Annotated in this window: 18 protein-coding genes and 1 pseudogene; 9 read left to right on the forward strand and 10 right to left on the reverse strand. The window is 67.5% G+C overall.

Going from position 1 to position 24,865, the window contains the following annotated elements:
* Window position 1: 1 nt before the first annotated feature.
* The 3 genes from OXQ33_RS03000 to OXQ33_RS03010 are packed head-to-tail and all read right to left on the reverse strand — an operon-like array spanning window position 2 to window position 4,565.
* Window positions 2–1,258, reverse strand: coding sequence for an MFS transporter (locus tag OXQ33_RS03000; protein WP_267433203.1), 1,257 nt, complete (start codon window positions 1,256–1,258; stop codon window positions 2–4).
* The gene (locus OXQ33_RS03005; protein WP_267433204.1) at window positions 1,255–2,133 is read right to left on the reverse strand and encodes an alpha/beta hydrolase; all 879 of its coding nucleotides are present in this window, start codon (window positions 2,131–2,133) and stop codon (window positions 1,255–1,257) included. The genes OXQ33_RS03000 and OXQ33_RS03005 overlap by 4 nt, the downstream gene beginning before the upstream one ends.
* A 59-nt stretch (window positions 2,134–2,192) precedes the next feature.
* Complete coding sequence (locus OXQ33_RS03010) at window positions 2,193–4,565, reverse strand: TonB-dependent receptor (protein WP_267433205.1); 2,373 nt, start codon at window positions 4,563–4,565, stop codon at window positions 2,193–2,195.
* A 113-nt stretch (window positions 4,566–4,678) separates the two neighbouring features.
* Between OXQ33_RS03010 and OXQ33_RS03015 the strand changes: the two genes are divergently transcribed.
* A complete protein-coding gene (locus tag OXQ33_RS03015; RefSeq protein ID WP_267433206.1) occupies window positions 4,679–5,296 on the forward strand; it encodes a TetR/AcrR family transcriptional regulator in 618 nt (205 codons plus the stop codon).
* A gap of 8 nt (window positions 5,297–5,304) precedes the next feature.
* Here OXQ33_RS03015 and OXQ33_RS03020 read toward each other — a convergent pair whose 3' ends face one another.
* Both OXQ33_RS03020 and OXQ33_RS03025 read right to left on the reverse strand, forming a co-directional pair.
* On the reverse strand, window positions 5,305–6,450 hold the full coding sequence (locus tag OXQ33_RS03020; RefSeq protein ID WP_267433207.1) for a HAMP domain-containing sensor histidine kinase: 1,146 nt from the start codon (window positions 6,448–6,450) through the stop codon (window positions 5,305–5,307).
* Window positions 6,440–7,681, reverse strand: coding sequence for a response regulator (locus OXQ33_RS03025; protein WP_267433208.1), 1,242 nt, complete (start codon window positions 7,679–7,681; stop codon window positions 6,440–6,442). The genes OXQ33_RS03020 and OXQ33_RS03025 overlap by 11 nt, the downstream gene beginning before the upstream one ends.
* A 254-nt stretch (window positions 7,682–7,935) precedes the next feature.
* Here OXQ33_RS03025 and OXQ33_RS03030 point away from each other — a divergent pair.
* Both OXQ33_RS03030 and OXQ33_RS03035 read left to right on the forward strand, forming a co-directional pair.
* A pseudogene (locus OXQ33_RS03030) lies at window positions 7,936–8,055 on the forward strand (ABC transporter ATP-binding protein); the annotation flags it as partial.
* A gap of 15 nt (window positions 8,056–8,070) precedes the next feature.
* Window positions 8,071–10,497: an ABC transporter permease gene (locus OXQ33_RS03035; protein WP_346015333.1), complete on the forward strand. Its 2,427-nt coding sequence runs from the start codon at window positions 8,071–8,073 to the stop codon at window positions 10,495–10,497.
* On the opposite strand, the gene OXQ33_RS03040 is transcribed toward OXQ33_RS03035, so the two are convergent.
* Window positions 10,494–14,039 (reverse strand): hydantoinase B/oxoprolinase family protein, encoded by a 3,546-nt coding sequence (locus OXQ33_RS03040; protein WP_267433209.1) that lies wholly within the window; start codon window positions 14,037–14,039, stop codon window positions 10,494–10,496. The two genes, OXQ33_RS03035 and OXQ33_RS03040, sit on opposite strands and share 4 nt — an antisense overlap.
* Before the next feature lie 95 nt (window positions 14,040–14,134).
* Between OXQ33_RS03040 and OXQ33_RS03045 the strand changes: the two genes are divergently transcribed.
* The 4 genes from OXQ33_RS03045 to OXQ33_RS03060 are packed head-to-tail and all read left to right on the forward strand — an operon-like array spanning window position 14,135 to window position 17,255.
* A complete protein-coding gene (locus tag OXQ33_RS03045; protein WP_267433210.1) occupies window positions 14,135–14,644 on the forward strand; it encodes a winged helix DNA-binding protein in 510 nt (169 codons plus the stop codon).
* A gap of 12 nt (window positions 14,645–14,656) precedes the next feature.
* Window positions 14,657–15,322 carry a DUF969 domain-containing protein gene (locus OXQ33_RS03050; protein ID WP_267433211.1) on the forward strand — a complete coding sequence of 222 codons (666 nt, stop codon included), beginning with the start codon at window positions 14,657–14,659 and terminating at the stop codon, window positions 15,320–15,322.
* Window positions 15,322–16,272, forward strand: a complete 951-nt coding sequence (locus OXQ33_RS03055; RefSeq protein WP_267433212.1) for a DUF979 domain-containing protein — start codon at window positions 15,322–15,324, stop codon at window positions 16,270–16,272. The genes OXQ33_RS03050 and OXQ33_RS03055 overlap by 1 nt, the downstream gene beginning before the upstream one ends.
* On the forward strand, window positions 16,269–17,255 hold the full coding sequence (locus tag OXQ33_RS03060) for a DUF2891 domain-containing protein (protein ID WP_267433213.1): 987 nt from the start codon (window positions 16,269–16,271) through the stop codon (window positions 17,253–17,255). Before OXQ33_RS03055 ends, OXQ33_RS03060 begins: the two co-directional genes overlap by 4 nt.
* A gap of 52 nt (window positions 17,256–17,307) precedes the next feature.
* On the opposite strand, the gene OXQ33_RS03065 is transcribed toward OXQ33_RS03060, so the two are convergent.
* Together OXQ33_RS03065 and OXQ33_RS03070 are read right to left on the reverse strand one after the other, a co-directional pair.
* Entirely contained in the window at window positions 17,308–18,309 is a 1,002-nt protein-coding gene (locus OXQ33_RS03065; protein WP_267433214.1) for an SDR family oxidoreductase, read from the reverse strand.
* Window positions 18,310–18,338: 29 nt separating this feature from the next.
* The gene (locus OXQ33_RS03070; protein ID WP_267433215.1) at window positions 18,339–18,773 is read right to left on the reverse strand and encodes a pyridoxamine 5'-phosphate oxidase family protein; all 435 of its coding nucleotides are present in this window, start codon (window positions 18,771–18,773) and stop codon (window positions 18,339–18,341) included.
* A gap of 144 nt (window positions 18,774–18,917) precedes the next feature.
* On the opposite strand from OXQ33_RS03070, the gene OXQ33_RS03075 reads away from it, so the two are divergent.
* Window positions 18,918–19,511, forward strand: coding sequence for an exopolysaccharide biosynthesis protein (locus OXQ33_RS03075; protein WP_267433216.1), 594 nt, complete (start codon window positions 18,918–18,920; stop codon window positions 19,509–19,511).
* Between the two features lie 24 nt (window positions 19,512–19,535).
* Here the strand turns inward: OXQ33_RS03075 and OXQ33_RS03080 are convergent, their stop codons facing one another.
* Both OXQ33_RS03080 and OXQ33_RS03085 read right to left on the reverse strand, forming a co-directional pair.
* On the reverse strand, window positions 19,536–21,941 hold the full coding sequence (locus OXQ33_RS03080) for a prolyl oligopeptidase family serine peptidase (RefSeq protein ID WP_267433217.1): 2,406 nt from the start codon (window positions 21,939–21,941) through the stop codon (window positions 19,536–19,538).
* A 69-nt stretch (window positions 21,942–22,010) separates the two neighbouring features.
* Window positions 22,011–22,256, reverse strand: coding sequence for a hypothetical protein (locus OXQ33_RS03085; protein WP_267433218.1), 246 nt, complete (start codon window positions 22,254–22,256; stop codon window positions 22,011–22,013).
* Window positions 22,257–22,467: 211 nt separating this feature from the next.
* Between OXQ33_RS03085 and katG the strand changes: the two genes are divergently transcribed.
* Window positions 22,468–24,699 (forward strand): catalase/peroxidase HPI, encoded by a 2,232-nt coding sequence (katG, locus tag OXQ33_RS03090; RefSeq protein ID WP_267433219.1) that lies wholly within the window; start codon window positions 22,468–22,470, stop codon window positions 24,697–24,699.
* Window positions 24,700–24,865: the final 166 nt, after the last annotated feature.

Consider the following 24,865-nt stretch of genomic DNA (forward strand, 5'->3'; position numbering starts at 1 on the left):
CTCACCCCACCCAGTCGCGGCGCAAGCGGGGCCCGGCCAGCCCGATCAGGAGCGCGGCGAGCGCGTAGAGGACAAGTGCATAGAGCATCGAATAGCGCAGCGCATCGGTGCCATAGATCGGCGTCAACGCATCGGACAGCGCCCCCATCGCATAGATGCCGCCGCCCAGTCCGATCAGGTTGTTGATCAGCAGGAACAGCGCCGCCGCCGTCGCCCGCGCATTCGCCGCGACCAGATTCTGCACCGCCGACAGGACCGGCCCCAGCCAGACATAGGCGAGCGCCTGGGGCAGCAGGAAGAGGGCGAAGGCGACCCGCACATCGCCGCTATAAATGCCGCCCGCGAAGAACGGGATGCTGACGATATAGGCGATGGCGGGGACATAGCCGAACCATGCCCGGTCCCGCGCGCCGAGCTTGTCGGCCAGCCAGCCGCCGCCCAATATCCCGCTGGTCCCGCCGATCAGCAGGATCGCCGCCAGGAAATGCGACGTGCCGATCAGGTCCAGCCCGAAGCTGCGCCGCAACAGGCTGGGCAGCCAGAAGGCGAGGCCGTAGCCCAGCATCGAACTGCTCGCCGCACCGAAGGAGAGCAGCCAGAAGGACGGCTTGGCAGCCAGGGTGCGGGCGACGTCGGCGAAGCGGGGGGCTTCGACCGCCATGTTTGCCGGTACGACACGCGGACGGTCGCGGACGACGCGACGAACCAGCGGTGCGATCAGCACGCCCGCCAGCCCGACCGCGATGAACGCCGCGCGCCAGTCGACCCGCGCGGCGATATAGCCCCCCGCCAGCACCCCCGCCGCCGACCCCAGTGGAATGCCCAGCGAATAGACGGACAGCGCGAAGGCACGCCTGCGCGGCGGGAAATATTCGCTGATGATCGCATAGGAGGGCGCGACGCCGCCCGCCTCGCCGATGCCGACGCCCAGCCGCGCGAGGAAGATATGCCAGAAGCCCCCGGCCAGCCCGCACAGCGCGGTGAAGCCGCTCCACAAGACCAGCGACCCGGTGATGACCCAGCTTCGGCTGGTCCGGTCGGCCAGCCAGGCCAGTGGCACGCCCAGTGTCGAGTAGAGAAGCGCGAAGGCGATACCGCCCAGCAGCCCGAGCTGACGGTCGCTGAGGTGGAGTTCCTGCTGAATGGGCGCGGCGAGGATCGCCAATATCTGTCGGTCGACGAAGTTGAAGATATAGACGAGCAACAGCATCGCCAGGACCAGCCCGGCGCGGCGGTCGCCCTGCTCCATGGCGCTCATGCGGGCCACCAGCGGGACAGGAAGGCGGTGATCGCCGCCACTGCCTCCGGCTCGTCGAGCAGGGGGGCGTGGCCGCGCCGGGGTATGTCCTGCGCGACGAAAGGTCCGTCATGACGGCGCGCCATCTCGGCCACGGTGGCGGGGGCGAGCAGGTCCGACAGGGCACCGCGCACGACGAGTGTAGGCGTCGCCGACAAGGCATCCCATAGCGGCCAGAGATCGGGCGGCACCGTGCCCGGCGTGTCGCCGCCGATGCTGTCGGCAATGGCGGGATCATAGGCGAAGGCGATACGACCGTCCTTGCCCATCCGGCAGGTCCGTCTGGCGAAAGCGGTCCAGTCGGCGGGACCGAAGTCCGGAAAGGCGGTCGCGTTGATCGCGGCGCAAGCGTCCGCCGCCTCATCCCAATCGGCGAAACTCTTCGCCGGTCCGACATAGCCCTGGATACGGCGCAGGCCGACCGGATCGAGTTCGGGGCCGATATCGTTCAGCACGATCGCCGCCACCCGCTCGGGTGCCTGGAACGCCATCAGCATCGCCATCAACCCGCCCATTGAGGTGCCGATCAGTGCGACCCGATCGATCCCCAGATTGTCGAGCAGGCGAAACATGTCGGCGGCATAGACGTCCGGGCGATACCGGCTCGGATCGGGATCGTGACCCGATCGTCCGCGCCCGCGCTGGTCGGGGACGATCAGCCGGTATCGCCCGGCCAGATGCGGGACCAGCGGATCGAAATCGTCGCCATTGCGCGTCAGCCCATGCATCAGCAGCAGGGGTGGGCCATCGGCGGCATGGATATGCGCGAACAGATCGACCGCATCGTCCGCGCTGCGATAGCGATAGGGCAGGGGGGCGGTAGTGGATGCGTTCATCCCATGCTCCTTTACGGGAAAAACCGGGCCGGTCACCCGGCCCGGTCCGGACCGGGCGCTCAATATTTGAACGAGGCGGTCACGAACACCTGTCGCGGGTTGCCGTAAAAGGCGGTCAACGTCCCCTCGCGGCCCAGCGTCGGGCGCAGCGTACCGTTGGCATTGGGGATCAGCGCCCCCGTCACCGCATCGGCCTGGATGAAGGTATAGCCCGAGGTCTTGTAGAGCTTGTTGGTCAGGTTCTTGCCGTGCAGCCCCAGCGTCCAGCGTCCGCCCGGCGCGGTATAGACCAGATTGGCGTCGAGCAGGGTATAGCCCGCCTGATCGATATAGGGATTGGGGATCTCGAACTGATAGGTGCGGCTGCGATAGGAGGCGGTGGTGCTGGCATCCACCTCGCCCTCGCCGACCGGCAGGTGATAGGCGAGCGTGCCGCTGGCGGTCCAGGCGGGGGTATTCTGGACCTTGCGATATTGCGCCACGTCCACCGGCCCGCGTCCGGCGATCTGGGTGATATATTCGCGATACTTGGCATCGATATAGCCCAGCGAGCCCGACAGGTTCACCCGGTCCCCCGCCGCCGCCAGATCGCGGCCCAACCTGGCATTGGCTTCCAGCTCGACACCCTGGAAGCGCGCCTTGCCCGCATTGGTGATGATCCCGCAAAAGGTCGGGATACCGCCCACGACGCAGCCCGCCGAGCCCGGAATCTGCACGTCGCGATAATCCATCCGGAACAGCGCCAGCGCGGTGTAGAGCGCGCCGTCCATCCAATTGGCCTTGTGCCCGATCTCGTAGCTGTCGACCGTCTCGGGACGGAAGCTCAGATAGCTGGCCACCTCGGTATCGGTCGGGCGACCGGGAATGGCGGCGGGCGCATTGACGCCGACGCCGCGCGGGTCGAAGCCGCCGCCCTTGAAGCCCTGCGAGAAGCTGGCATAGAGATTATGGTCGCGATTGGGCTGGTAGCTGACCGACACGCGCGGGGTGAATTTGTTGAAGTCGCGCGATCCCCGGAAATTGGTGCTGGGCGCCCCCGATGCGACGCCCGCCCCTCCGAACACCGGCGACCCCCCGCCCAGATAATTCTGCCGCAGGATGCTCGCCGTCCGCTTGTCCCAGGTGTAGCGCCCGCCGACGGACAGACTGAACTGTTCGGACAGCTTGTAGGTGAAGTCGCCGAACACCGCGAAGGTCTCGGTATCGACATTGGCCTGGGTGAAGGCGGTCAGGCCGCTGAGCGTCGTGAAGAGCCGCACGTCGAACTGCGTGTCCGCCTTGGCCCCGAGATAATAGCCGCCCAGCAGGCCGGTCAGCGGCCCGTCATTGTCGTAGAGCAGCTGGAATTCCTGGCTGAACTGCTGGTTGCGGTAATAAGCGGGCACGTCGACATCGACCGAGGGCAGCGCGTCGAAGTCGATCGGCGAGGCGCTGTCGTCGCGCCGCCAGCCGGTGATCGAGCGGACAGTGAACCCGCCGCCCAGCTCCGCCGTGGCGTTGGCGGCAAGGCCATAGGCCTCGACGAACTGGCGGGGATCGTCGAGGCCGCCGCGCGTGTCGAACACATCCGACAGCACCGGTGCGCCCGACACCTGGCCGGGGATCAGGCGGTGGCCGCCGCGTTGGTTGCTATTGTCCTTGGTATAGTCACCCGAGATGCGGATCAGCACCGGCTGTCCGTAACCGCCCATCTCCAGCGTCGCGCGGCCCGCCCATATGTCCTTGTTGTAATTGTCCTGCCCCGTGGTCAGGTTGGTCCCGAACCCGCCGCGCGACAGCCGCGCCGCCGACGCCCCGACCCGCACGATGTCGGAGATCGGCGTCGACACGGTGATGACGCCGTCCGCCTGATCATAGCTGCCATAGGTGCCGCGCACCTTCAGCGAAAACTCCTGGGGCAGCGACTTGGTGACATATTTGACCGCGCCGCCGATGGTGTTGCGGCCATAGAGCGTCCCCTGCGGCCCGCGCAGCACCTCGATCCGGTCGACATCGTAAATGTCGAGCACCGCGCCCTGCGGCCGGTTGAGATAGACATCGTCCAGATAGATGCCGACGCCCTGCTCGAACCCCGACACCGGGTCCTGCTGTCCGACGCCGCGAATGAAGGCGGAAAGGGTGGAGTTGGTTCCGCGCGACACCTCGACCGTGATGTTGGGCGTGGTCGCGCCGATATCGGTGATGTCGATCGCCCCCGCCTGGGCCAGTTGCGCGCCGCTGAAGCTGGTGACGGCGATCGGCACATCGACCAGCCGTTCCTCGCGGCGGCGGGCGGTGACGACCACGTCGCCGTCATTGGTGCCGCTGTCCGTTTCCGCCTGTGCGTCGGTGGTGGTGGTTTGCGTTGCGTCCTGTGCCGCACCGGGGGCGGAAAGCCCCGCCACGCCCAGCATCACGCACGCCACGCCGCCCAGCAAACGAGCCTTGCCCATCTTCCATCCCTCCCTGACTTTTATCTTATGAGTGGGAGCATATTGATAGTTGAACCGACTTTCAACTTCCCATTTGCATGGTACCGCCCGACAGGATAGCGAGAGCGATGCGCATGACCGGAACCGATCCGCATCCCGATACGGACAAGACCCCGCGTACCGAGCGAGGGCGCCGGACGCTTCGTCGTCTGCTCGACGCGGCGGAGATCGAATTCGGGCAGAAGGGGTTTCACGATGCCTCGATCACCGGCATCACCGCCCGCGCCGGGACCGCGCTCGGCACCTTCTACACCTATTTCGACTCGAAGGACGCGATCTTCCGCGCCTTGGTCCAGGATCTGAGCGACCGGGTGCGGGTGACGGCGGGGCGCGCCCAGGCGGAGGAAACGCCGCCCTTCGAGACCGAACGACGCGCGCTCGCCGCCTTTCTGGGGTTCGCGCGCGAGCATAAGGAAGTCTATCGCATCATCGACGAAGCGGAGTTTGTCGATCCCGCCAGCCATCGCCGCCACTATGAGACCACCGCCGCCCGCATCCTGGACCGCCTGAAACGGGGTATGGACAGCGGCGTATTTCGCGAGGGGTTGGGGGAGGAACATGCCTGGGCGATCATGGGCATGAACGTGTTCCTGGGGCTTCGCTACAGCATCTGGAACGAGGAGCGATCGGTCGAGTCGATCGCGGAAGTGGCCAACGCGCTGCTACGCGAGGGGATCGGGGCGAAGGGCTGAGCCCCGTATCATCCGCCCACCCCGGACATCTCCCCACCGGGCAGGCGCAATCGGAAGGTCGCAGGTGCCGCCGCCAGCAGATCGAGCGTGCCGCCATGTCCTCGCGCGATTTGGCGGGCGAGGGTCAGGCCGATGCCGGTCCCCGTCGCTTTGGTGGTCGCGAAGGGGCGGAAGATCGCGGTCGCCTGTTCCGCCGGAATGCCGGGGCCGTTGTCGCTGATATCGATGGTCAGCGCCCCGTCTCGGCAGCCGACCACCAAGGCGACCTCCGGTTTCGTGCCGCCTGCGGCCTCCACGCCGTTTTGGAGCAGGGCCCAGATCGCCTGATTGAGCTGGTCGCGGTCGACAGCGGCGCGGAGGTCGGGCGGCACCGTCACGCTCAGCGCCGCCTCCGGCCAGCGGCTCGCGAAGAGGCGCGCCAGATCGTCGATCAACTCGGCTAGGTGGACGGGCTGCTTCATCGGCGGGGGAAGACGCGCGAGCGAGCGATAGGCTTGGGTGAAACGCTGCAATCCCTCGGCGCGGCGGGCCAGCGTCGTCAGGATTTCGGGCAGGAGCATGGGGTCGTCGTCCTGCGTTTCGATAGCCGCGATCCCGCACTCGGCGAGCGAGACGATGGGGACCAGGCCGTTGAGCATCTCATGGCCCAGCACCTGGATCATCTCGGCACTGGCCCGCGCTTCGGCGGTGCGCTCTTCGCTTTCCACATCGATCAGCGCGACGACCGAGCGCGCGCCCACATCGACCCGGTCCGCCCGCCAGTTACGGCCGGCATGTCGGACATGCGAACTCTGGCCGTCGAGCAACGGCGGGGGTGCGGGCAGTACTCGGTCATCGGTGTCGAACAGGCGGCGCGCGGCCCGGTTGAGCGCCCGCACCGCCGCGCCGTCGACCGACAACAAGGGGGTGGGGGAAGCATCGAGCAGCATCCGGTGCAGGATCGTCTCGCGCTCCTCGGCCACCACCGGCGCGGGGGGAAGCACGGCCGGACGCCGCGCCGCCAGCAGGTTGAGCAGTAGCAGCCATGCGATGGTCAGAACGCCACCCGTCATCGCCAGCCACAGGCCATGCGTCCCGGCCATACCGACCACGCCCCCGGCGGCGGCCAGCGACAGTCCGATGGTGATCGCGGACCGCTCGGCGCTAGAGGCCATGCTGCGCCATGCGTCGGTACAATGTCCCCCGGCTGATCCCCAGCGCGTTCGCGGCGCGTGAGATATTGTGCCGATGCTCCTTCAGCGCGGCGACGATCATCAGCTTTTCGGCATCGTCCAGGCGGAAGGGCGTGGCGGCATCCTGTTCGGGGGCGACCGATGCGGTCATCGCCGGGCGGATCGCGGCGGCATCCACCACGCCGTCATCGGACAGCAGCACCGCCCGCTCCACCGACGCCGCCAGCCCGCGCACCTCGTCCGGCCATTCGGTCGCGGACACGATCGCCTCGGCGGCGGGGGTCAGCCGGGCGGCGGCATGGCCATAGCTTTCCCCGGCGACCCGCGCGAAATGCCGGGCCAGGATCACCGCATCTTCGCGCCGCGCCGACAGAGGCGGGACCGCGATCTCCAGCGTGCAGAGGCGGCGGCACAGGGCGGGCGACAGCACGGCGACCCCGTCCGCCACGCTGATGCACCGCAGGCCCGGCAGCAGCCGGTCGAGCAGCCGCGCCTGCGCCACCGCATCCAGCCGGTCGGGATATCGCAACACCACGGTCCCCCGCGCTTCGTCGAGCGACCGCCACTGATCGGTATCGCGCAGATCGATTCGGGGCGGCGGCGTCGCGGCGTCGCCCGATGCGGCATGAACCGCCATCGCGGTCAGGGTCCGTCCCGATCCCGAGCGCCCGGTGACGCAGATATTGGCGACGGTCGGTCCGACCCGCTGGATCATCGCCCGCACCTCGGCCATGGCGGGGGAGTCGCCCAACAGCATCGAGCCACCGCCGACCGGGCGCGGGGCGGGGGCCAGGCTGCCCTCCCGCTGTCCGACGACGGCGGCGCATTTGGCGAGCAGATCGTCCTTGCGCCACGGCTTCATCAGGAAATCCCGCGCGCCCGCCTGCATCGCGGCGACGGCGATGCGGATGCCGCTATGCGCGGTGATGACGATGATCCGCGCGCCGGGATCGTCCGCCATGATCCGCGCGATACAGGCCAGCCCCTCTTCCCCACTGGTGCGCCCCGCCCCGAAATTCATGTCGAGCAGGATCAGATCGTAGCGCCGCCCGGCCAGCATCGAATAGGCGGATTGCGGATCGGTGGCGACTTCGACCTTGTGTCCGGCCAGGCGGAACAGGATGTCGGTCGTCCGCGCCACGACCGGATCGTCCTCGACCAACAAGATCCGCCAAGCGCTTGACAGGTCCGGCGAGTGTCCGTGCGCGGACATCTTGTCCCATCCTGTCGGGTCGCCAAAAGCCTTTGTCGAAGATAAGTCTTTGTTCATAGCGATTTGGCGTTTCCGACGCTGGACAGTGACAGTGTCACCATGATGACCGAACAGCCGATACGCGCAAGGGGCGCGCGATATGTCGCCGAGCATGGCTTTTCGCCTTGCTTGATCCTGGCGTTCATGGTGCGTGCGCGGGCATGATCCGGCTCCGGAATATCCAGCGCCGCTATGTGTCGCACGAGGTCGAGACGAACGACGAAGGGGCGACGATCGCGCGGGTCACCCACTCGCCCGGCCATGCCGATATTGCCACGCGTCGCATCGACATGCTCCATGGGCGTATCGTCGCCAGTGCGATCCGCGCGATCTGATCCTGGGAGGATGTCATGATGAACGGCTTCGTGCTCACCTCGCTCTACCGCTCGCTCACCCGCCACAAGCTTTACGCCGCGCTCAACATCGGCGGACTGGCGGTGGGGATCGCGGTGTTCCTGATCCTGGGCCTCTATGTCCGGTTCGAGACGAGTTTCGAGCGATGGCTGCCGCATCATGACGAAATCCATGTCGTGCGGACCGAACTCCATCTGCCGGGCAGCCCGTTCAACGGTGCCTATCCGGTGACCATGGCCGGGCTGTTCGAGCAGATGCGGCAGGAGTTTCCCGGCCTGGTCGGCACACGACTGCGCGGCGGCAAGCTGGGAGGCAGTGTCATTCGCGAAGATGATGCGATCGCGGCCGACGTCGTCCAGGTCGATCCGTCCTTCTTCGACGTGTTCGACATTCCGATGGTGCGTGGAGACGGGCGCCGCGCGCTGGCCGAGCCGTCGGGGGCGTTGGTGAGCCGTAGCGAGGCGCAGCGATTGTTCGGCGATGCCGACCCTATCGGGCAGACCATCACCATCGCGGTCGACGCGCCGCAGGTCTATCGCATCGCCGGAATCTTCGAGGATCTGCCGAAGACGACCGAGCTTCAGGCCTCGATCCTGATCCCGATGCCGCGCGCGCCGCCGCCCGCAGTGCAATGGTCGTGGTACAGATGGGGCATGGTCGACGGGGCGACCTATCTCCGCTTTCCCGATGGAGGCGCGGCACGAGCGTTCGCTGCGAAGATGCCCGCCTTCATCCGTCGGCACGCCGGACAGGATCTGGGGCCCGATCCCACCAGGATCATCTCGCTCTCCCTGCTGCCGATCACCCGACTGCACCTGGAGCCGCCGGGCGGGGCGGAGAGCAATGGACGCAGGCTGACCGTGGCGACGCTGGGGATGGTCGGCGTCCTGACGCTGCTGATCGCGATCATCAACTATGTAAACCTGGCGACGGCTCAGTCCGGCCTGCGCGCGCGAGAGGTGGCGGTGCGCAAGGTATTGGGGGCCAGCAGGGTGGCCCTGATCCGCCAGTTTCTGGGGGAAGCAGCGGCAACGGCCGCGATGGCCAGCCTGCTCGGCATGATCCTGACCGAAGTGAGCCTGCCCGTCATCAATGCCGCCGGCGGCCTGTCGCTCCGCTTTCCCTATGCCCTCGCGCTGCCCTTGCTGGTGGGGTTGGTACTGATCATTGCGCTCGCGGCGGGAGCCTATCCGGCGGTGCGGCTGTCGCGCTTCTCCGCCGCCGCCGTCCTGGCGTCGGCGCAGGCGCCGGGCGGCGGGCGTCGTGGCACCCGCACTCGCGAGACGCTGGTCGTGATCCAGTTCAGTCTCGCCATCGCCTTCCTGATCGGCACGGTCGTGCTGGTCGCGCAGACGGCGCATGTCCGACGATCGGATCTGGGTTTCAGGCGCGACGGCCTGATGATCGTGGCGTCGCTGGCCGACAAACGCATCTTCCCGGATCAGGCCCGCCCGATCGTGGCGGCGCTCCGCCGCCTGCCCGGGGTCGTAGCGGTGGGAACCAGCGGATCGGCGCCGGGGATGGTCAATTACGGCGTGGACTCGATCGACCTGCCGGGTCGTCCGGCCCTGACGTTCGGCAACGTCATCGTGGGTCCCGATTTTTTCCGGACCTACGGCCCCAGGCTGCTGGCAGGGCGCGTCTTCGATGATGCGCACGGTGCCGACGATGCCAGCGACTGGACCAAATGGAAGAACGGGCGCAACGTCGTCATCAACCGCAAGGCCGTCGAGCAACTGGGCTTCCGAACGGCCGAGGATGCCATCGGCAAGACCGTCGGCCGTCTCGCGCCCCGGACGATCATCGGCGTGATCGACCAACTCCGCTTCGCCTCGCCGCGCACCGCCGAGACGGCGACATTCTACCAATATGTCCGCGACGTTCCGTACCCCGCCGTCGCCGCGATCCGGTACACGGGTAGTTCGGCTGCGATGCTGGGCCGGATTCGAACGGTATGGCGACGCCTGTCGCCGCAAGTGCCGCTGGTCGTGGAAACGGCGGACCAGCGTTTGTCGGAATTCTACCAGGCCGACGACCGGGCCACCCGTCTGTTCGGGATCGGGGCGGGGTTGGCGGTGCTGATCGGCTGTGTCGGATTGTGGGGCCTTGCGTCGTTCAACACGGCGCGGCGCGTGCGCGAGATCGGCATCCGCAAGACGCTGGGCGCATCGTCCGCCGATATCGTGAAGCTGCTGGTCGGGCAGTTCCTGCGCCCCGTGTTGATCGCGAACGTGATCGCCTGGCCGCTGGCGTTCGTCGCCATGCGGACATGGCTGTCGGGCTTCGACGATCGCATCGCGCTGTCGCCATTCTATTTCGTAGGAGCGAGCCTGCTGGCCATCGGCATCGCGGTGCTGACCGTCCTGGGCCAGGCCCTCAGCGCCAGCCGGGCGACCCCGGCATCGGCGCTTCGCCAGGACTAGGGCCGGCCGTAGCCGCCGCCGCCCGGCGTCTCGATCACGATCCGGTCGCCGGGTTTCAGTTCAACCTGGTCGGTGCCCCGCATCGCCTCGATCCGGCCATCGGCGCGCTCGACATGCTGGGTGCCCGCCATGCCGTCCCCGCCGCCCGCCAGGCCGAAGGGGGCGATGGTCCGGCGTGAGGCGACCAGCGTGGCGGTCATCGGCTCGAGCGCGGTGATCGCCCGGATCGCCCCGTCGCCGCCGCGATGCCGTCCTTCGCCGCCCGAGCCCCGGCGGATGGCGAAGCGGTCGAGGCGGACGGGGTAGCGGCGTTCCAGGATCTCGGGATCGGTGATCCGGGTGTTCGTCATATGGGTGTGCACCGCCGAGGCGCCGTCGAAGCCGGGTCCGGCGCCCGCGCCGCCGCAGATCGTCTCGTAATATTGGTGCCGGTCATTACCGAACAGGAAGTTGTTCATCGTACCCTGTGACGCGGCCGATGCGCCCAAGGCCCCCAGCAAGGCGTTGCACACCGCCTGGCTGACCTCGGTATTCCCCGCCACCACCGCGCTGCCGGGTGGGGGAGAGAGGAACGAGCCTTCCGGAATGACGATGGTGAGGGGAGCCAGACAACCCTCGTTGAGCGGCAGGTCTTCGCCCACCAGACAGCGAAAGGCATAGAGTACCACCGCGCGCGTGACGGCGGGGGGCGCGTTGAAATTGCCTGCGCTGGCCGGGCCGGTGCCGGTGAAGTCCATCGTCGCGGCCCGCGCGGCCCGGTCGATCGTGACCTGGACCTTCAACGGCGTGCCGTCGTCCATCGCATAGTCGAACGCGCCGTCCGACAGGTTGCTCAGGACGCGGCGGATGCTTTCCTCGGCATGCGCCATGACATGGCCCATATAGGCGCTGACCATCGGCCAGCCCTGGGTCGCGACCATCGCGTTCAGTTCGGCGATGCCGGTGGCATTGGCGGCGAGCTGTGCCTTGATATCGGCGACATTGGTGTCCGGACTGCGTGCCGGATGGCGCGCCTCGCCCAGCAGACGACGAAATGCGTCCTCGCGAAATTCGCCGCCGTCGACCAGCAGGAAATCGTCGATTACGACGCCCTCATCCTCCAGCGTCCGGGAGTTGGGCGGCGTCGATCCCGGCGTCAGCCCGCCGATATCGGCATGATGGCCGCGATTGGCGACGAAGAAGCGAATGTCGCCGTCCTCACCGAAGACCGGCGCGATGACCGTGACATCGGGCAGGTGGGTGCCGCCGTTGAAGGGATTGTTGAGCGCCACGACATCGCCGGGCTTCAGGCTTCCACCCCGGCTCGCCAGCACCGCGCGGACGCTCTCTCCCATTGCGCCCAGATGCACGGGCACGTGCGGCGCGTTGGCGATCAGATGTCCCGATGCGTCGAACAGCGCACAGGAAAAGTCCAGCCGTTCCTTCATGTTGACGCTGACCGAGGTGTTGCGCAGCACCACACCCATCCGCTCGGCGATGCCCATGAACTGGGTGTTGAACAGCTCCAGCCGGACGGGATCGACCACCGCCGGATCGGGCAGGCTCCGTTGGCTTGCGCCGTCATGGGTCAGCAGCAATTCGCCGCCCGAGCCGACTTCCAGGGTCCAGCCGGGCTCGACCATCGTCGTCGCGATCGCTTCGCGGATCAGGGCGGGGCCGGTGATGCGGTCGCCGGGGCGCAGATGATCGCGGTCATGGATCGGCGTCGGGTGCTCCGCGCCGCCGGTCCAGACGGCGACGGTGGCCAGCGGCGGCGGCAACGGTCCGTCGCGCGGGGGCAGGGGCGGGGGAGCCACCGGCTCGCCGGACAGGACCGCCTCCACGACCAGCGTTTCGATCACGATGTCTCGCTCGGGACTGACGAAGCCGAAGCGGGCGCGATGGGTCTGCTCGAACGCCGCGCGCATCGTCGGAGCATCGGCCAGCGTGACGCCCAATGCCGTATCGGTGCCAGCGTAACGCAGATTGACGGTCGCCACTCGCCTAGCGTCCCCGCCGACCTCCGCCGCCGCCGCATCGCCCAGTTCCGCCGCCAAGTCATCGAGCGGCGCGCCCAATAGCTGCTCGACCGAGCGTTGCCGGATCGCGACCTGATCCGCCAGCCCCATGCCATAAGCCGACAGCACGCCCGCCAGCGGATGGATCAGCACCCGGCTCATCCCCAGCATCTCGGCGACGCGACAGGCATGCTGGCCGCCCGCGCCGCCGAAGCACTGAAGCGCGAAGTCGGTGACATCCTCGCCCCGCTCCAGCGCGACGCGCTTGATCGCCGCCGCCATATGCGCGACCGCGACCTCCAGAAAGCCTTCGGCGACCCGGCGGGGATCGTCCATGCCGGTTGCCGACGCCAGTTCGGCAAAGTCGCGCGCCGACGCCCGGGCATCCAGCGGCTGATCGCCGTTCGGACCGAACACGGCGGGGAAATGGGCGGGCTGGATCTTGCCGACCAGGACATTGGCATCGGTCACGGTCAGGGGGCCGCCGCGTCGATAACAGGCGGGGCCGGGATTGGCCCCGGCGCTATCCGGGCCGACCCGGAAGCGCGCGCCGTCATAATGCAGGATCGACCCGCCGCCCGCCGCGACCGTGTCGATCGCCATCATCGGCACGCGCATCTCGACCCCGGCGATCTCGGCGTCCAGCACCCGCTCGAAGCGCCCGGCATAAAGGGCGACGTCGGTCGAGGTGCCGCCCATGTCGAAGCCGATCACCCGGTCGATCCCCGCCGCCTCCGCCGTCCGCGCTGCCGCCACCACGCCGCCCGCCGGGCCGGACAGGATCGCGTCCTTGCCCTGAAAGACCGAGGCTTCGGCCAGACCGCCGTTCGACTGCATGAAATGGAGCGGCACGCCGTCCAGCGCGTCGGCGACGCGATCGACGTAGCGACGCAGGACGGGGGACAGATAGGCATCGACCACGCTCGTCCGCCCGCGCGCGACCAGCCCGATCAGCGGGCTGACCGCATGGCTGGCTGAGACCTGCGCGAATCCTGCGGCTCGGGCGAGGGCGGCGACCCGTTGTTCGACGGCGGGATGCGCCCAGGCATGGGTGAGCGCGATGGCGACCGCCTCATAGCCCTCCGCGCGTTTCGTGGCGAACATCGCGGCGACCTCCGCCTCGTTCAGCGGCGTCACCTCGCCACCGTCCCGGTCGATCCGGCCATCGATCTCGATCAGGCCGTCGTAGAGCGGTTCGGGCAGGCGGATGGCGAGGTCGAAGAGGCGGGGGCGCGCCTGGTTGCCGATGGCGAGCAGATCGGCAAAGCCGCGATCGACCACCAGCAGCGTGCGCGTGCCCTTGCGCTCCAGCAGGGCGTTGGTCGCGACGGTGGTTCCCATCTTGACCTCGGCGATGACGTCGCCGGGCAGCAGGTCGTCGTCGGACAGGCCCAGCAGTTGGCGGATGCCTGCCACCGCCGCATCGGCATAGCGTTCCGGGTTTTCGCTCAGCAATTTGGTGGTGGTCAGCGTGCCGTCCGGCGCGCGCGCGACGATGTCGGTGAAGGTCCCGCCACGATCGATCCAGAATGACCAGCGCGCCATCGCCAACACCTTGCCTATAAATTATCGACGAATCATCGCTATCATATTGACAGCGTGATTGGCCAGAGCGATCCTCGCCACATGTGGGAGGGTGTATGACGACTGGCAGGCGGGCAATCGTTTCCTCGGCGCATCTCGCCGATGGCTCCGCGCCCGCTTTGTCGGAACTGGAGTTCAGCCTGACCCTGGCGGCGGCGGCCTATCAGCGGTGGATGACGCGCTGTGCCGCCGCGACCGGACTGTCGCTGACGCCGATCGAGGTGCTGATCCTCCACACCGTCCGCCACCGCGACCGGCCCAAGCGGATCGCCGATATCGCGCTGGTCCTGGATATCGAGGATACGCACCTCGTCACCTATGCCGTGCGCAAGCTGGAGAAGGCCGGGCTGATCGCGACCCGGCGAGAGGGCAAGGAGAAGCTGCTCGTCGCGACCGAGGCGGGGCGCGATTTCTGCGCGGGCTATCGCGACATTCGCGAACGCATCCTGTCTACGGCGGTGGAAGCCGACGGCCCCGACGCCGCCGCATTGTCCGAGGCCGCCGATCTGCTGCGCCGCCTGTCGGGCCAGTATAACCAGGCGGCGCGTGCCGCCGCGACGCTGTAGGACGGGGCGGCCATGCTGGTCCTGTCGGGCATCGCGATCATCATCATCGGCTTCGCGCTGGGGGTGAACCCCTTGCTGGTCGTGACCGTCGCGGCCTTCGCCAGCGCGGCGGCGGCGGGTTTCGGGCCGGTCGAGGTGATCGCGATGATCGGCAAGGCCTTCGTATCGAGCCGCTTCATGGCGGTCGCCTGGCTCGCGCTGCCGACGATCGGATTGCTGGAGCGGGCCGGGTTGCGGGAGCGGGCGCGCGATGTCGTCCGGCGTCTGCGGGGGGCGACGACGGGGCGGGTGTTGCTGGGCTATATGATGCTGCGCCAGATCACCGCCGCGCTGGGGCTGACCTCGCTGGGCGGGCATGTCCAGATGGTCCGCCCGATCATCGCGCCGATGGCGGAGGGGGCGGAGGAACGGGATGAGGCGATCCCGCTCGACCCCGATACGCGCGACCATATCCGCGCCCATGCCGCCGCCGTCGACAATATCGGCGTGTTCTTCGGCGAGGATGTGTTCATCGCGATCGGTTCGATCCTGCTGATCCGCGCCATATTGGAGCAGGAGGGGATCATCGTCGCACCCCTGCATGTCGCGCTCTGGGCGATCCCGACCGCGATCGCCGCGCTGCTGGTCCATGGCGCGCGCTTGCTGATGCTCGACCGGCGGTTGAAGGCGCGGCGTTGATGATCGGGCTCGACGCGCTGGGGATCGCGGCGGCGGCGCTGCCCGCGACGGTGGCGATCCACCACGCGCTGGATCGCGCCGAGGCGACGCGGTGGCGCAATGTCGGCTTCTGGGGCGTGTTTGCGATCCTGCTCGGTGCGGGGCCGTGGCTGCCCGATCTGTTGAACGGGTGTCTGGTGCTGGTGATGGTCGGACTGGCGACATGGGGCCTGCGCCCGTCGCCGGTGGTGAGCAGTGATCGGCCTTCGTCCGTTCGCGAAGGTCCATGGCTTTTCGTGCCGGCGCTCGCCTTGCCCGCCGTGACGCTGGCGGGGACGTTGCTGGTGCCGGATGGCCGGATCGCGGGGGTGGCGCTGATCGATCCCAAGCAGGTGTCTTTGGTCGCGTTGGCGCTGGGGGCATTGGTCGCCCTGCTTCTCGCGATCCGGTTGACCCGGCCGCCCGCGACTGCCCCCGCGGCGGAGTCCCGGCGGCTGTCCGATGCGGTGGGCTGGGCGATGATCCTGCCTCAGATGCTGGCGGCGCTGGGCGGAGTGTTCGCGATGGCCGGGGTCGGCAAGGTAGTCGCCGACGGCGTGACCAGCGTCATCGCGCTCGACACGCCGCTGACCGCGACCATCGCCTATTGCGTCGGCATGGCGCTATTCACCATGGTGATGGGTAATGCCTTTGCGGCATTCCCGATCATGACGGCGGGGATCGGTTTGCCGATCGTCATCCACCGTTTCGGGGGCGACCCCGCCGCCGTCGCGGCGCTCGGCATGTTGTCGGGATTTTGCGGGACGCTGATGACGCCGATGGCGGCGAACTTCAACATCGTGCCCGCCGCGATCCTGGAGCTTCGCGACCGGTTCGGGGTGATCCGCGTGCAATGGCCGACCGCCTTGCTGCTCCTCGTCTTCAACATCGCGGTGCTGGCCGCCTGTGGCTTTTCCGGAAGGATATCATGACCCCCGAACTCGCCGCCCGTTTCGCGCGCATCGCGCTGGGCCATGTGACGCGCGAATATCCGCACAAGGCGGACCATGTCTATGTCGGCGACGACGACCTCTATAGCCCGCGCCGCGTCCATCCGATCTTCTATGGCAGCTATGACTGGCATAGCTGTGTCCATGGCTATTGGCTGCTGACGCGGATACGCCGCCTCTATCCCGATATCGCCGAAGTCGGTGCGATCGATGCCCTGTTCGCCGAGGCGCTGACGCCGGAGAAGGTCGAGGCCGAACGCGCCTATCTGGATCGGCCGGATTCGCGGGGGTTCGAGCGGCCCTATGGCTGGGGCTGGCTGCTGATGCTGGCCAGCGAACTGGCCGTGGCGGACAGCCCCCATGCGGCGACGCTTCGCCCCTTGGCGGAGGCCTTCGCCGCGCGGTGGCGGGACTATCTGCCGGTGCTGACCTATCCGGTGCGGGTCGGCACCCATGCCAACACCGCCTTCGCGCTGGTGCTGATCGACCGCTATGCGCGGGTGATGGGGGATGAGAGCCTGCGAAGCCTGATGGCCGCGCGCGCCAAGGCCTGGTTCGGGGAAGACCGAGCCGCCCAGGCCTGGGAACCGAGTGGACAGGACTTTCTCTCCCCGGTCCTGATCGAGGCGATGGCGATGCAGCGCTTGTTGCCGCCGGAGGACTTCGCGACCTGGTTCGCGGATTTCCTGCCCGCCCTGGCGGATGGACGACCCGAAACGCTGTTCACCCCGGCGCGGGTCAGCGACCGGAGCGACGGGCAGATCGCCCATCTCGATGGCCTGAACCTCAGCCGCGCCTGGGCGATGCGGAGCCTCGGGCCTGCCCTATCGGGGTCCGTCGCGACGCTGCTGGACGATAGCGCCGCCCGCCATATCGACGCCGCGCTGGATGCGGTGGCGGGGGATTATATGGGCGAGCATTGGCTGGCGAGCTTCGCCACGCTCGCGATGACGGGCGTGGATTGACGCCGTTCCTCCTCGGTCAAGGTGAGGAACGGGTCGGCGTCGCGGTGAGCCCCTACGGAAATCCCGCGCCGCCATGCGCGCCGACGGCGGTGCCGGTCGAATAGGTGGTTTCGCCCGAGGCCAGGGTCACGAACAGCGCCGCCAGTTCGGCGGGCTGTCCGGCACGGCCGAGCGGGGTGTCCTGCCCGAATTCGTGCATCTTGCCGGGAAGCTGCCCGCCCGCGACCTGAAGCGGGGTCCAGATCGGGCCGGGGGAGACGGCGTTGACCCTGATGCCCTTCTTGGCGAGCTGCTTGGCCATGCCGCGGGTCAGGTTCTGGATCGCCGCCTTGGTCGAGGCATAGTCGATCAGATCCTCGCCCGGATCATAGGAATTCTGCGAGATGGTGTTGATGATCACCGACCCTGGCGGCATCGATGGGATCGCCGCCTTAGAAAAGCGGAAAACATGGAACACGTTGGTCTCGTAGGTTCGGACGAACTGCTCGTCGCTGATCTCCAGGATATCCGCCTTGGACTGTTGATAGGCGGCATTGTTGACCAGCAGATCGAGCCCGCCGAGCTGTGCGATCGCCTTGCGGACCGTGTCTTCGCACGCCTTCTGCGTCCGGATGTCGGCGGGGAGCAGCACCGCCTTGCGCCCCGCCTGACGGATCAGGTCGGCGACCTCGCGCGCGTCGGGCTCCTCGCTGGGGTGATAGTTGATCGCGACGTCGGCGCCTTCGCGGGCGAAGGCGATGGCGGCGGCGCGGCCGATGCCGCTGTCGCCGCCGGTCAGCAGCGCCCTGCGACCGGTCAGCTTGCCCGATCCGCGATAGCTGGTTTCGCCATGATCGGGCCGGGGCGTCATCTTGCTGGCCAAAGCGGGCCAGGGCTGGCGCTGTTCGGGGAAAGGCGTGCGGGTATAGGCGCTGCGGGGATCGCGCAGGCTGGGGGTGGTCCCCTGGGCGGTGCCACCGGCCTGCGCGATCGCGGCGCCCGGGCTGGCGGCTGCGGCGAGCCCGAGGGCGGCACCGCCGAGCACGCTGCGGCGGGAGGTGTCGACGTCGCTCATATCATATCCCCTGTTCGGATAAATGGAGGTCAGGCGGCCACTTCACCCTCTTCGCCGCCGTCCCAATAGCGGATGCGTTCGGCATGAACCTGGATCATCACCACGCCCGGGGTATCGATCCCGTCGGGAAAGTAGCGGTCGAGATCCTTGGTCCAATGCTCCTCGAACCGCGCCCGATCCTGGATCAGCGAGGCGCGCCCCTCGATCGCGATGAACAGCGGCGGGCCGCCCAGCATCCCGGCCGCGCCGGTATAGCTGAGCATCACTTCGGGCTGTGCCCGGATCTCGGCGATCTTGCGCGAATGGTCATAGGCGAAGAAATAGCTGTCGCCGTCATAGTCCACATCGCCATTGTTGCTCATCGGGCGGGCGGTGATCCCGCCGGTCGCAGAGTGGGTGCCGAGCATCGCGAAGTCGAGCTTCGCCATCTTCTTGGACAGGTCCGATAGCGTCCATTGCGCCATGCGCTTGTTCTCCTGTCGGTGATGTCGAGCATGGCGAAGTGCCAACCCCATGAATCTCCGATGGAACTGCAACGGGCGGATACGGCTATGGTTCATTTGCGGTTGACCGGAGGAACCGCGCGACTGTCATGCCGTTTGCCCGTCATGACAGATGGGCCCAGCAGCATCGGTGATATCCTGTCCACGCTGGACGATCTGGCCAAGGATGATGACCGCGTCTCATTGGGTGACGTGATCGAGGCGTTCGGGAACCGATCGTTCGGGCCGTTCCTGCTGCTGCCCGCGCTGATCGATATATCGCCGGTCGGTTCGATCCCCGGCCTGCCGTCCCTATTGGCGGTCGTCATCAGCCTGGTCGCGGTGCAACTGGCGCTCGGGCGGCGGCATTTGTGGTTACCCGAATTCCTGAAGCGGCGCTCCATCGGCAGCGACAAGGTGCGCAAGGCGGTGAACAAGGCGCACAAGCCCGCCGCCTGGGCGGACCGCTGGTTCCACGGACGGCTTCCGGCGCTGACCCATGGGCCGTTCCCGCGCATTGCGGCGGTCGCCTGCATCATCCTGGCGCTGACCGTGCCGCCGCTGGAGCTACTGCCGCTCGCGACCACTGCGCCGATGGCGGCGATCGCCACCTTCGGCCTGGCGTTGATGGTGCGCGACGGATTGGTGGTGATCGTCGCGCTCGCCCTGGCGGTCGGCGCGGTGGCGGTCGGGATCGGGTTGGCCGTCAGCAAATTATAGGCGGCCCTCGACGGGATCAGGGGATCACGGGGCCGGGGCGACGTGCTTCGGCTTGACGTACCGGTCGAGCCAGTCGGTCATCTGCCACAACGTCTCTTCAGTCGATTCCAGCGCGCGATAGCCATGTGGTTCGTTGGGCAGGACGACATAGCGCACCGTCGCGCCATTGCCCTTCAACGCGGCATACATGCGCTCCGACTGGATGGGGAAGGTGCCGCTATTGTCGTCGGCCCCGCCATGGATCAGCAGGATGGGCGCCTTGATCCGGTCGGCATAGGTGAAGGGGCTCATCTTCGTATAGGTGTCGGTCGCCTGCCAATAGGTGCGCTGCTCCGCCTGGAAGCCGAAGGGGGTGAGGGTGCGATTATATGCCCCCGACCGCGCGATCCCCGCCCGGAACAGGTCGGTATGCGCCAGCAGATTGGCGGTCATGAACGCGCCATAGCTATGGCCGCCGACCGCGATGCGGCTCCGGTCGGCCACGCCCAGCTTGACCACCGCTTCGACCGCCGCCTGCGCATCCTCCTGAAGCTGTTTGACATAGGTGTCGTTCGCCTCCGCCCCGCCTTCGCCGATGATCGGCATGGCCGGGTCGTCGAGCACGGCATAGCCCTGGGTCAACAGGAACAAGTGGCTGATCCCGCGCGGACGAACGAAGCGGTTGCCCTGATCCACCGTCTGGCCCGCGACCTTCGCATCGGTATATTCCGCCGGATAGGCCCAGAGCAAAGTCGGCAGCGGTCCGTCCCGCTTCGCATCATAGCCCGCAGGCAGATAGAGCGATCCCGACAGCGGCAGGCCATCGGCGCGGTTATAGGTGATGGTCCGCTGCGTCGCGCCCGCGAACACCGGGGCGGGATCGGCGAAATTTGTGACCGGCTTGGCGCCGCCGCCCTTGATACTGCGGATCATGTAATTGGGGGGCAGCTTGGCGCTTTCGCGGCGGGTCAGGATGCGGCCCGACTTGTCGTCGAGCAGCGCGACCACGCTTTCGTAATAGGGCGCCTTGGCGCTCCACAGCCGCTTCTGTTCGCCGCCGCCGGTCAAGGCCATGGTGGCGAGGAAGGGGAAGGCGCCCGCATTGGTCGCGCCTTCGCCGGTGACATAGACGCCGTCATGCTTCGGGGTGAAGCGCATCACCTGCTTGCCCGCCCCATTCTCCTCCAGCATCGGGCGGCCCGGATCGCCATATTGGTCCTGATAATTGCGGGTCAGCACCGGCCGCGCCACGCCCGGTCGGCCCGGCGCGATCGCCAGCCGATGTTCGGTCCGCGAACGCCATTCGCGGTCGACCACCAGCGCGAAGCCGTCATCGCCCCACCATGTCGCGGCATAGCGGGCGGGCATCCGCGCCAGTTCGACCGGCTCGGCGGTGAAGGGCGCGGCCTGCATCATCAGACTGTCGTGATAGGCGATCCTGACGCGGGGATTGCCACCATCCAGCGCCTCCGCCCAGAACAGGGTCGCAGGCGCGTCGGCGCGCCATTCGGCCTCGCGCGGACCCTTGACCGTCGCGTCGAAATCGACCGGCAGGTCATCGGCGAGCGGACGGTCGACCAGCGTCTTCACCGCCTGTCCGTCGATGGTCGACACCGCGATCTCGGTCGGGAAGAAGCGCGCGGGCAGCAGATAGGAATAGGGCTGCTTGAGCCGCTCGGTCAGCAGATAGCGGCCGTCGGGCGACACGCTGAAGTCGGTGATCAGGCCGGGCGTGCCGATCGGGCGGGCGGTGCCGTCCAGATCGATCCGGACGAGCTGGCCGGTGAAGTAATAGTCGAACAGCGCCTCGTCATGCGCGTCGCCCAGCAGATCCTCATAGGTCCGCGCGGCGGAGCGGCGACCACTGCTCTCCTGCACGATCGGGCCGGTCGGCGTGGTATCGGCGACCGGCGGAGCGCCCCGGTTTGCGACCACCGTATAGGCGATCAGCGACCGGCTGTCGGGTGTCCAGACGAAGGGCGTGCCGAACGTGCCGTTGAGCCCCGTGGCGACGGCGCGTGCGCGACCGTCGCGCTCGGCGATCCAGAGCGACAGACCATCGGGCGCTTGCGCATAGAAGGCCAGACGGCTTCCGTCCGGCGACCAGCCCGGCGCGGCGAAACGGGCGCCCGCGGGCAGCTTGACCTCGACCGTTCGGCCGGTGCCGACATCCTTGAAGCTCAACGCGTTCAGCCACTGGACGCGGACCTCCGCCTGACCGTTGGTGGCGGGATCGATGCGATAGCCCGCCAGGCGCAGGATGGGCTTGGACAGATTGGCGATGGAGGGCAGGCTCTCGCGTCCCAATATCGCCAGCGTGCGGTGATCGGGGCTGACCGCGACGGCAGGGGTAGGGGGCGTTTCCAGCGCCTTCGCGATCGCGTCCGGGGCGCGGTGATAGCCCGTGCCAGGCGTCTGGGCATGGGCGGTGGTGGCCATAAGGACGGCCACCAGGCAAACTCCGACGCGCATTCGTAACCCCTTGTTTCTTATGTACGAAGGGGTGTGGCACGTCCGGCCTTATCGCCGCAAGGTCGCCGCCAGCGTCAGCCCCGCCGTCAGTTGCAACAGCCCATAGGCGCGTCGGCGCAAGGGGTGACCGGCAAAGGGGCGGACCAGCGCGTCCACCGCCCCGACATCCGAGCGCCAGAGGTCGACATGCCGCGTCGGTTGCAACAGGCCCAGCATCCCGTCGCCGATCATGAAGACGGCGGCCATTTCGGCTGCGCGGCGAATGCCGATCCCGGTCGAGCTTGGTTCGGTCATGTCCATTCTCCAAAGCGCCTCAACGTCTTGGCGTCGCAATCGTCGCAAAATCGGGAACACCGGGTGGGCACGGCTCGTCTGTTCGGTCGGCTCGATAAGTCTGACGAAGATAGTCGGCTTTACAGGTCAGACCTTATCCGGCCTTATGCGCAGGTGCCGGGCGGCTGACGGCGAATGTCGCGGCCTGGACCGAATTCAAGGAGTGGAACGAATGGCTTCCGAGATCGAAGAACGGCAAGGCCCGAACGCCGGCGAATGCCCGGTCGCACATGGCGGCGGTGGCGGCGGCGGGGCCGGAAAGCGCGGTGGTCGCGGCGGCCATGGCAACAAGGACTGGTGGCCGGAACGGCTCCGTCTGGAGGGGCTGAACCAGCATAACCCGCGTTCCAACCCGCTGGGCGAGAATTTCAACTATGCCGAGGAGTTCGCCAAGCTCGACCTCGACGCGCTGATCGCCGATCTGCACGCGCTGATGACCGACAGCCAGGATTGGTGGCCTGCGGACTTCGGCCATTATGGCGGCCTGTTCATCCGCATGGCGTGGCACTCGGCGGGCACCTATCGCACCACCGACGGGCGCGGTGGCGCGGGCGGCGGGCAGCAGCGTTTCGCCCCGCTCAACAGCTGGCCGGACAATGCCAATCTCGACAAGGCGCGTCGCCTGTTGTGGCCGATCAAGCAGAAATACGGCGCGAAGATCAGCTGGGCCGACCTTTACGTCCTGACCGGCAATGTCGCGCTGGAGTCGATGGGCCTCAAGACCTTCGGCTTCGCGGGCGGCCGTGCCGACACCTGGGAACCGGAAGAACTCTACTGGGGTCCCGAGGGTAGCTGGCTGGGCGACGAGCGCTATTCCGGCGAGCGTCAGCTTCACCCGGCGCTGGGTGCGGTGCAGATGGGCCTCATCTACGTCAATCCGGAGGGGCCGAACAGCAATCCCGATCCGGTCGCCTCGGCGCACGACATCCGCATGACCTTCGCGCGGATGGCGATGAACGACGAGGAAACGGTCGCGCTCAATGCCGGAGGTCACACCTTCGGCAAGACGCATGGTGCGGGCGATCCGTCCTTCATCGGTCCCGAGCCGGAAGGCGCGGTGATCGAGGATCAGGGCCTGGGCTGGCGGTCCAAGCATGCCAGCGGTTCGGGTGGCGATGCCATCACCTCGGGCCTGGAAGTGACGTGGAGCCAGACGCCGACGCGCTGGTCGAACAACTATTTCCGCAACCTGTTCGAATATGAGGACCAGTTCGAGCTGGTGAAGAGCCCGGCGGGCGCCTGGCAGTGGGAGGCGAAGTCCGCCCCCGCCGACGTGCCGCATCCGCACGACCCGTCGAAGAAGCAGCATCCGCGCATGCTGACCTCCGACCTCGCGATGATTAAGGACCCGGAATATCGCAAGATTTCCGAGCGCTTCTACAAGGACCCGGACTATTTCGCCGAGACCTTCGCGCGCGCCTGGTTCAAGCTGACGCACCGCGACATGGGGCCGGTCGAGGGCTATCTGGGGCCGCTCGTGCCGCAGGAGCCGTTGCTCTGGCAGGACCGCGTCGACCCGCTCGATCACCCGGTGGTCGACGAGGCCGATATCGCGTCGCTGAAGGCGAAGATCCTGGACTCGGGGCTGTCGGTCCCCGCGCTGGTCGGTGCGGCCTGGGCCTCGGCCTCGACCTATCGCCGGTCGGACAAGCGTGGTGGTTCCAATGGGGGCCGCGTGCGGCTTGCCCCCCAGAAGGACTGGGAGGTCAACAACCCGGCCCAGTTGGCGGAGGTGCTGGCGAAGCTGGAGGCGATCCAGGGCGAGTTCAACGCCTCGGCGACCGGCGGCAAGACGGTGTCGATGGCCGACCTGATCGTGCTGGGCGGTTGCGCGGCGGTCGAGAAGGCGGCCAGGGATGGCGGGGTCGAGGTGACCGTGCCCTTCACGCCGGGCCGGATGGACGCGCGCGAGGACCAGACCGATGTCGAGTCCTTCGCGGTGCTGGAGCCGTTGGCGGACGGCTTCCGCAACTATCGCCAGGGGCTGCAATTCATGGTACCGGAGGAAGCTCTGGTCGATCGTGCCCAGTTGCTCGACCTCAGCGGGCCGGAAATGACGGTGCTGGTCGGTGGCCTGCGCGTGCTGGGCGCCAATGCGGTCGGCGTGACGGATGGCGTGTTCACCGATCGGGTGGGCACCTTGTCGAACGACTTCTTCGTCAACCTGCTCGACATGAACACCGAGTGGGAGTCGACCGACAACGACAATCGCTTCGCGGGACGCGATCGCCGGACCAAGGAGCACACCAAGTCGGCGACCCGCGTCGACCTGATCTTCGGATCGCATTCGGAACTGCGCGCACTGGCCGAGGCCTATGCCTGCTCCGACTCGAACGGGCCGTTCGTGCGCGACTTCGTGAAGGCGTGGGACAAGGTGATGAACGCCGGTCGCATGGACATCTGATCCATCCTACCTGCGTGACGGAAGAGGGGGTCGTGCCGACATGGTACGGCCCCTTTTTCATGCCCGCGGGCCGCGATGTCATGCCCAAGACTTTGTTCCAAAACGGTTAAAACCAAATTCCTATCGGGCAGATAGAAATTGTTGATCCGAAGCCGACCGATCGCGC

Origin of the sequence: Sphingomonas sp. GM_Shp_1 (assembly GCF_026540895.1) — a bacterium.
Taxonomy (GTDB): Bacteria; Pseudomonadota; Alphaproteobacteria; order Sphingomonadales; family Sphingomonadaceae; genus Sphingomonas.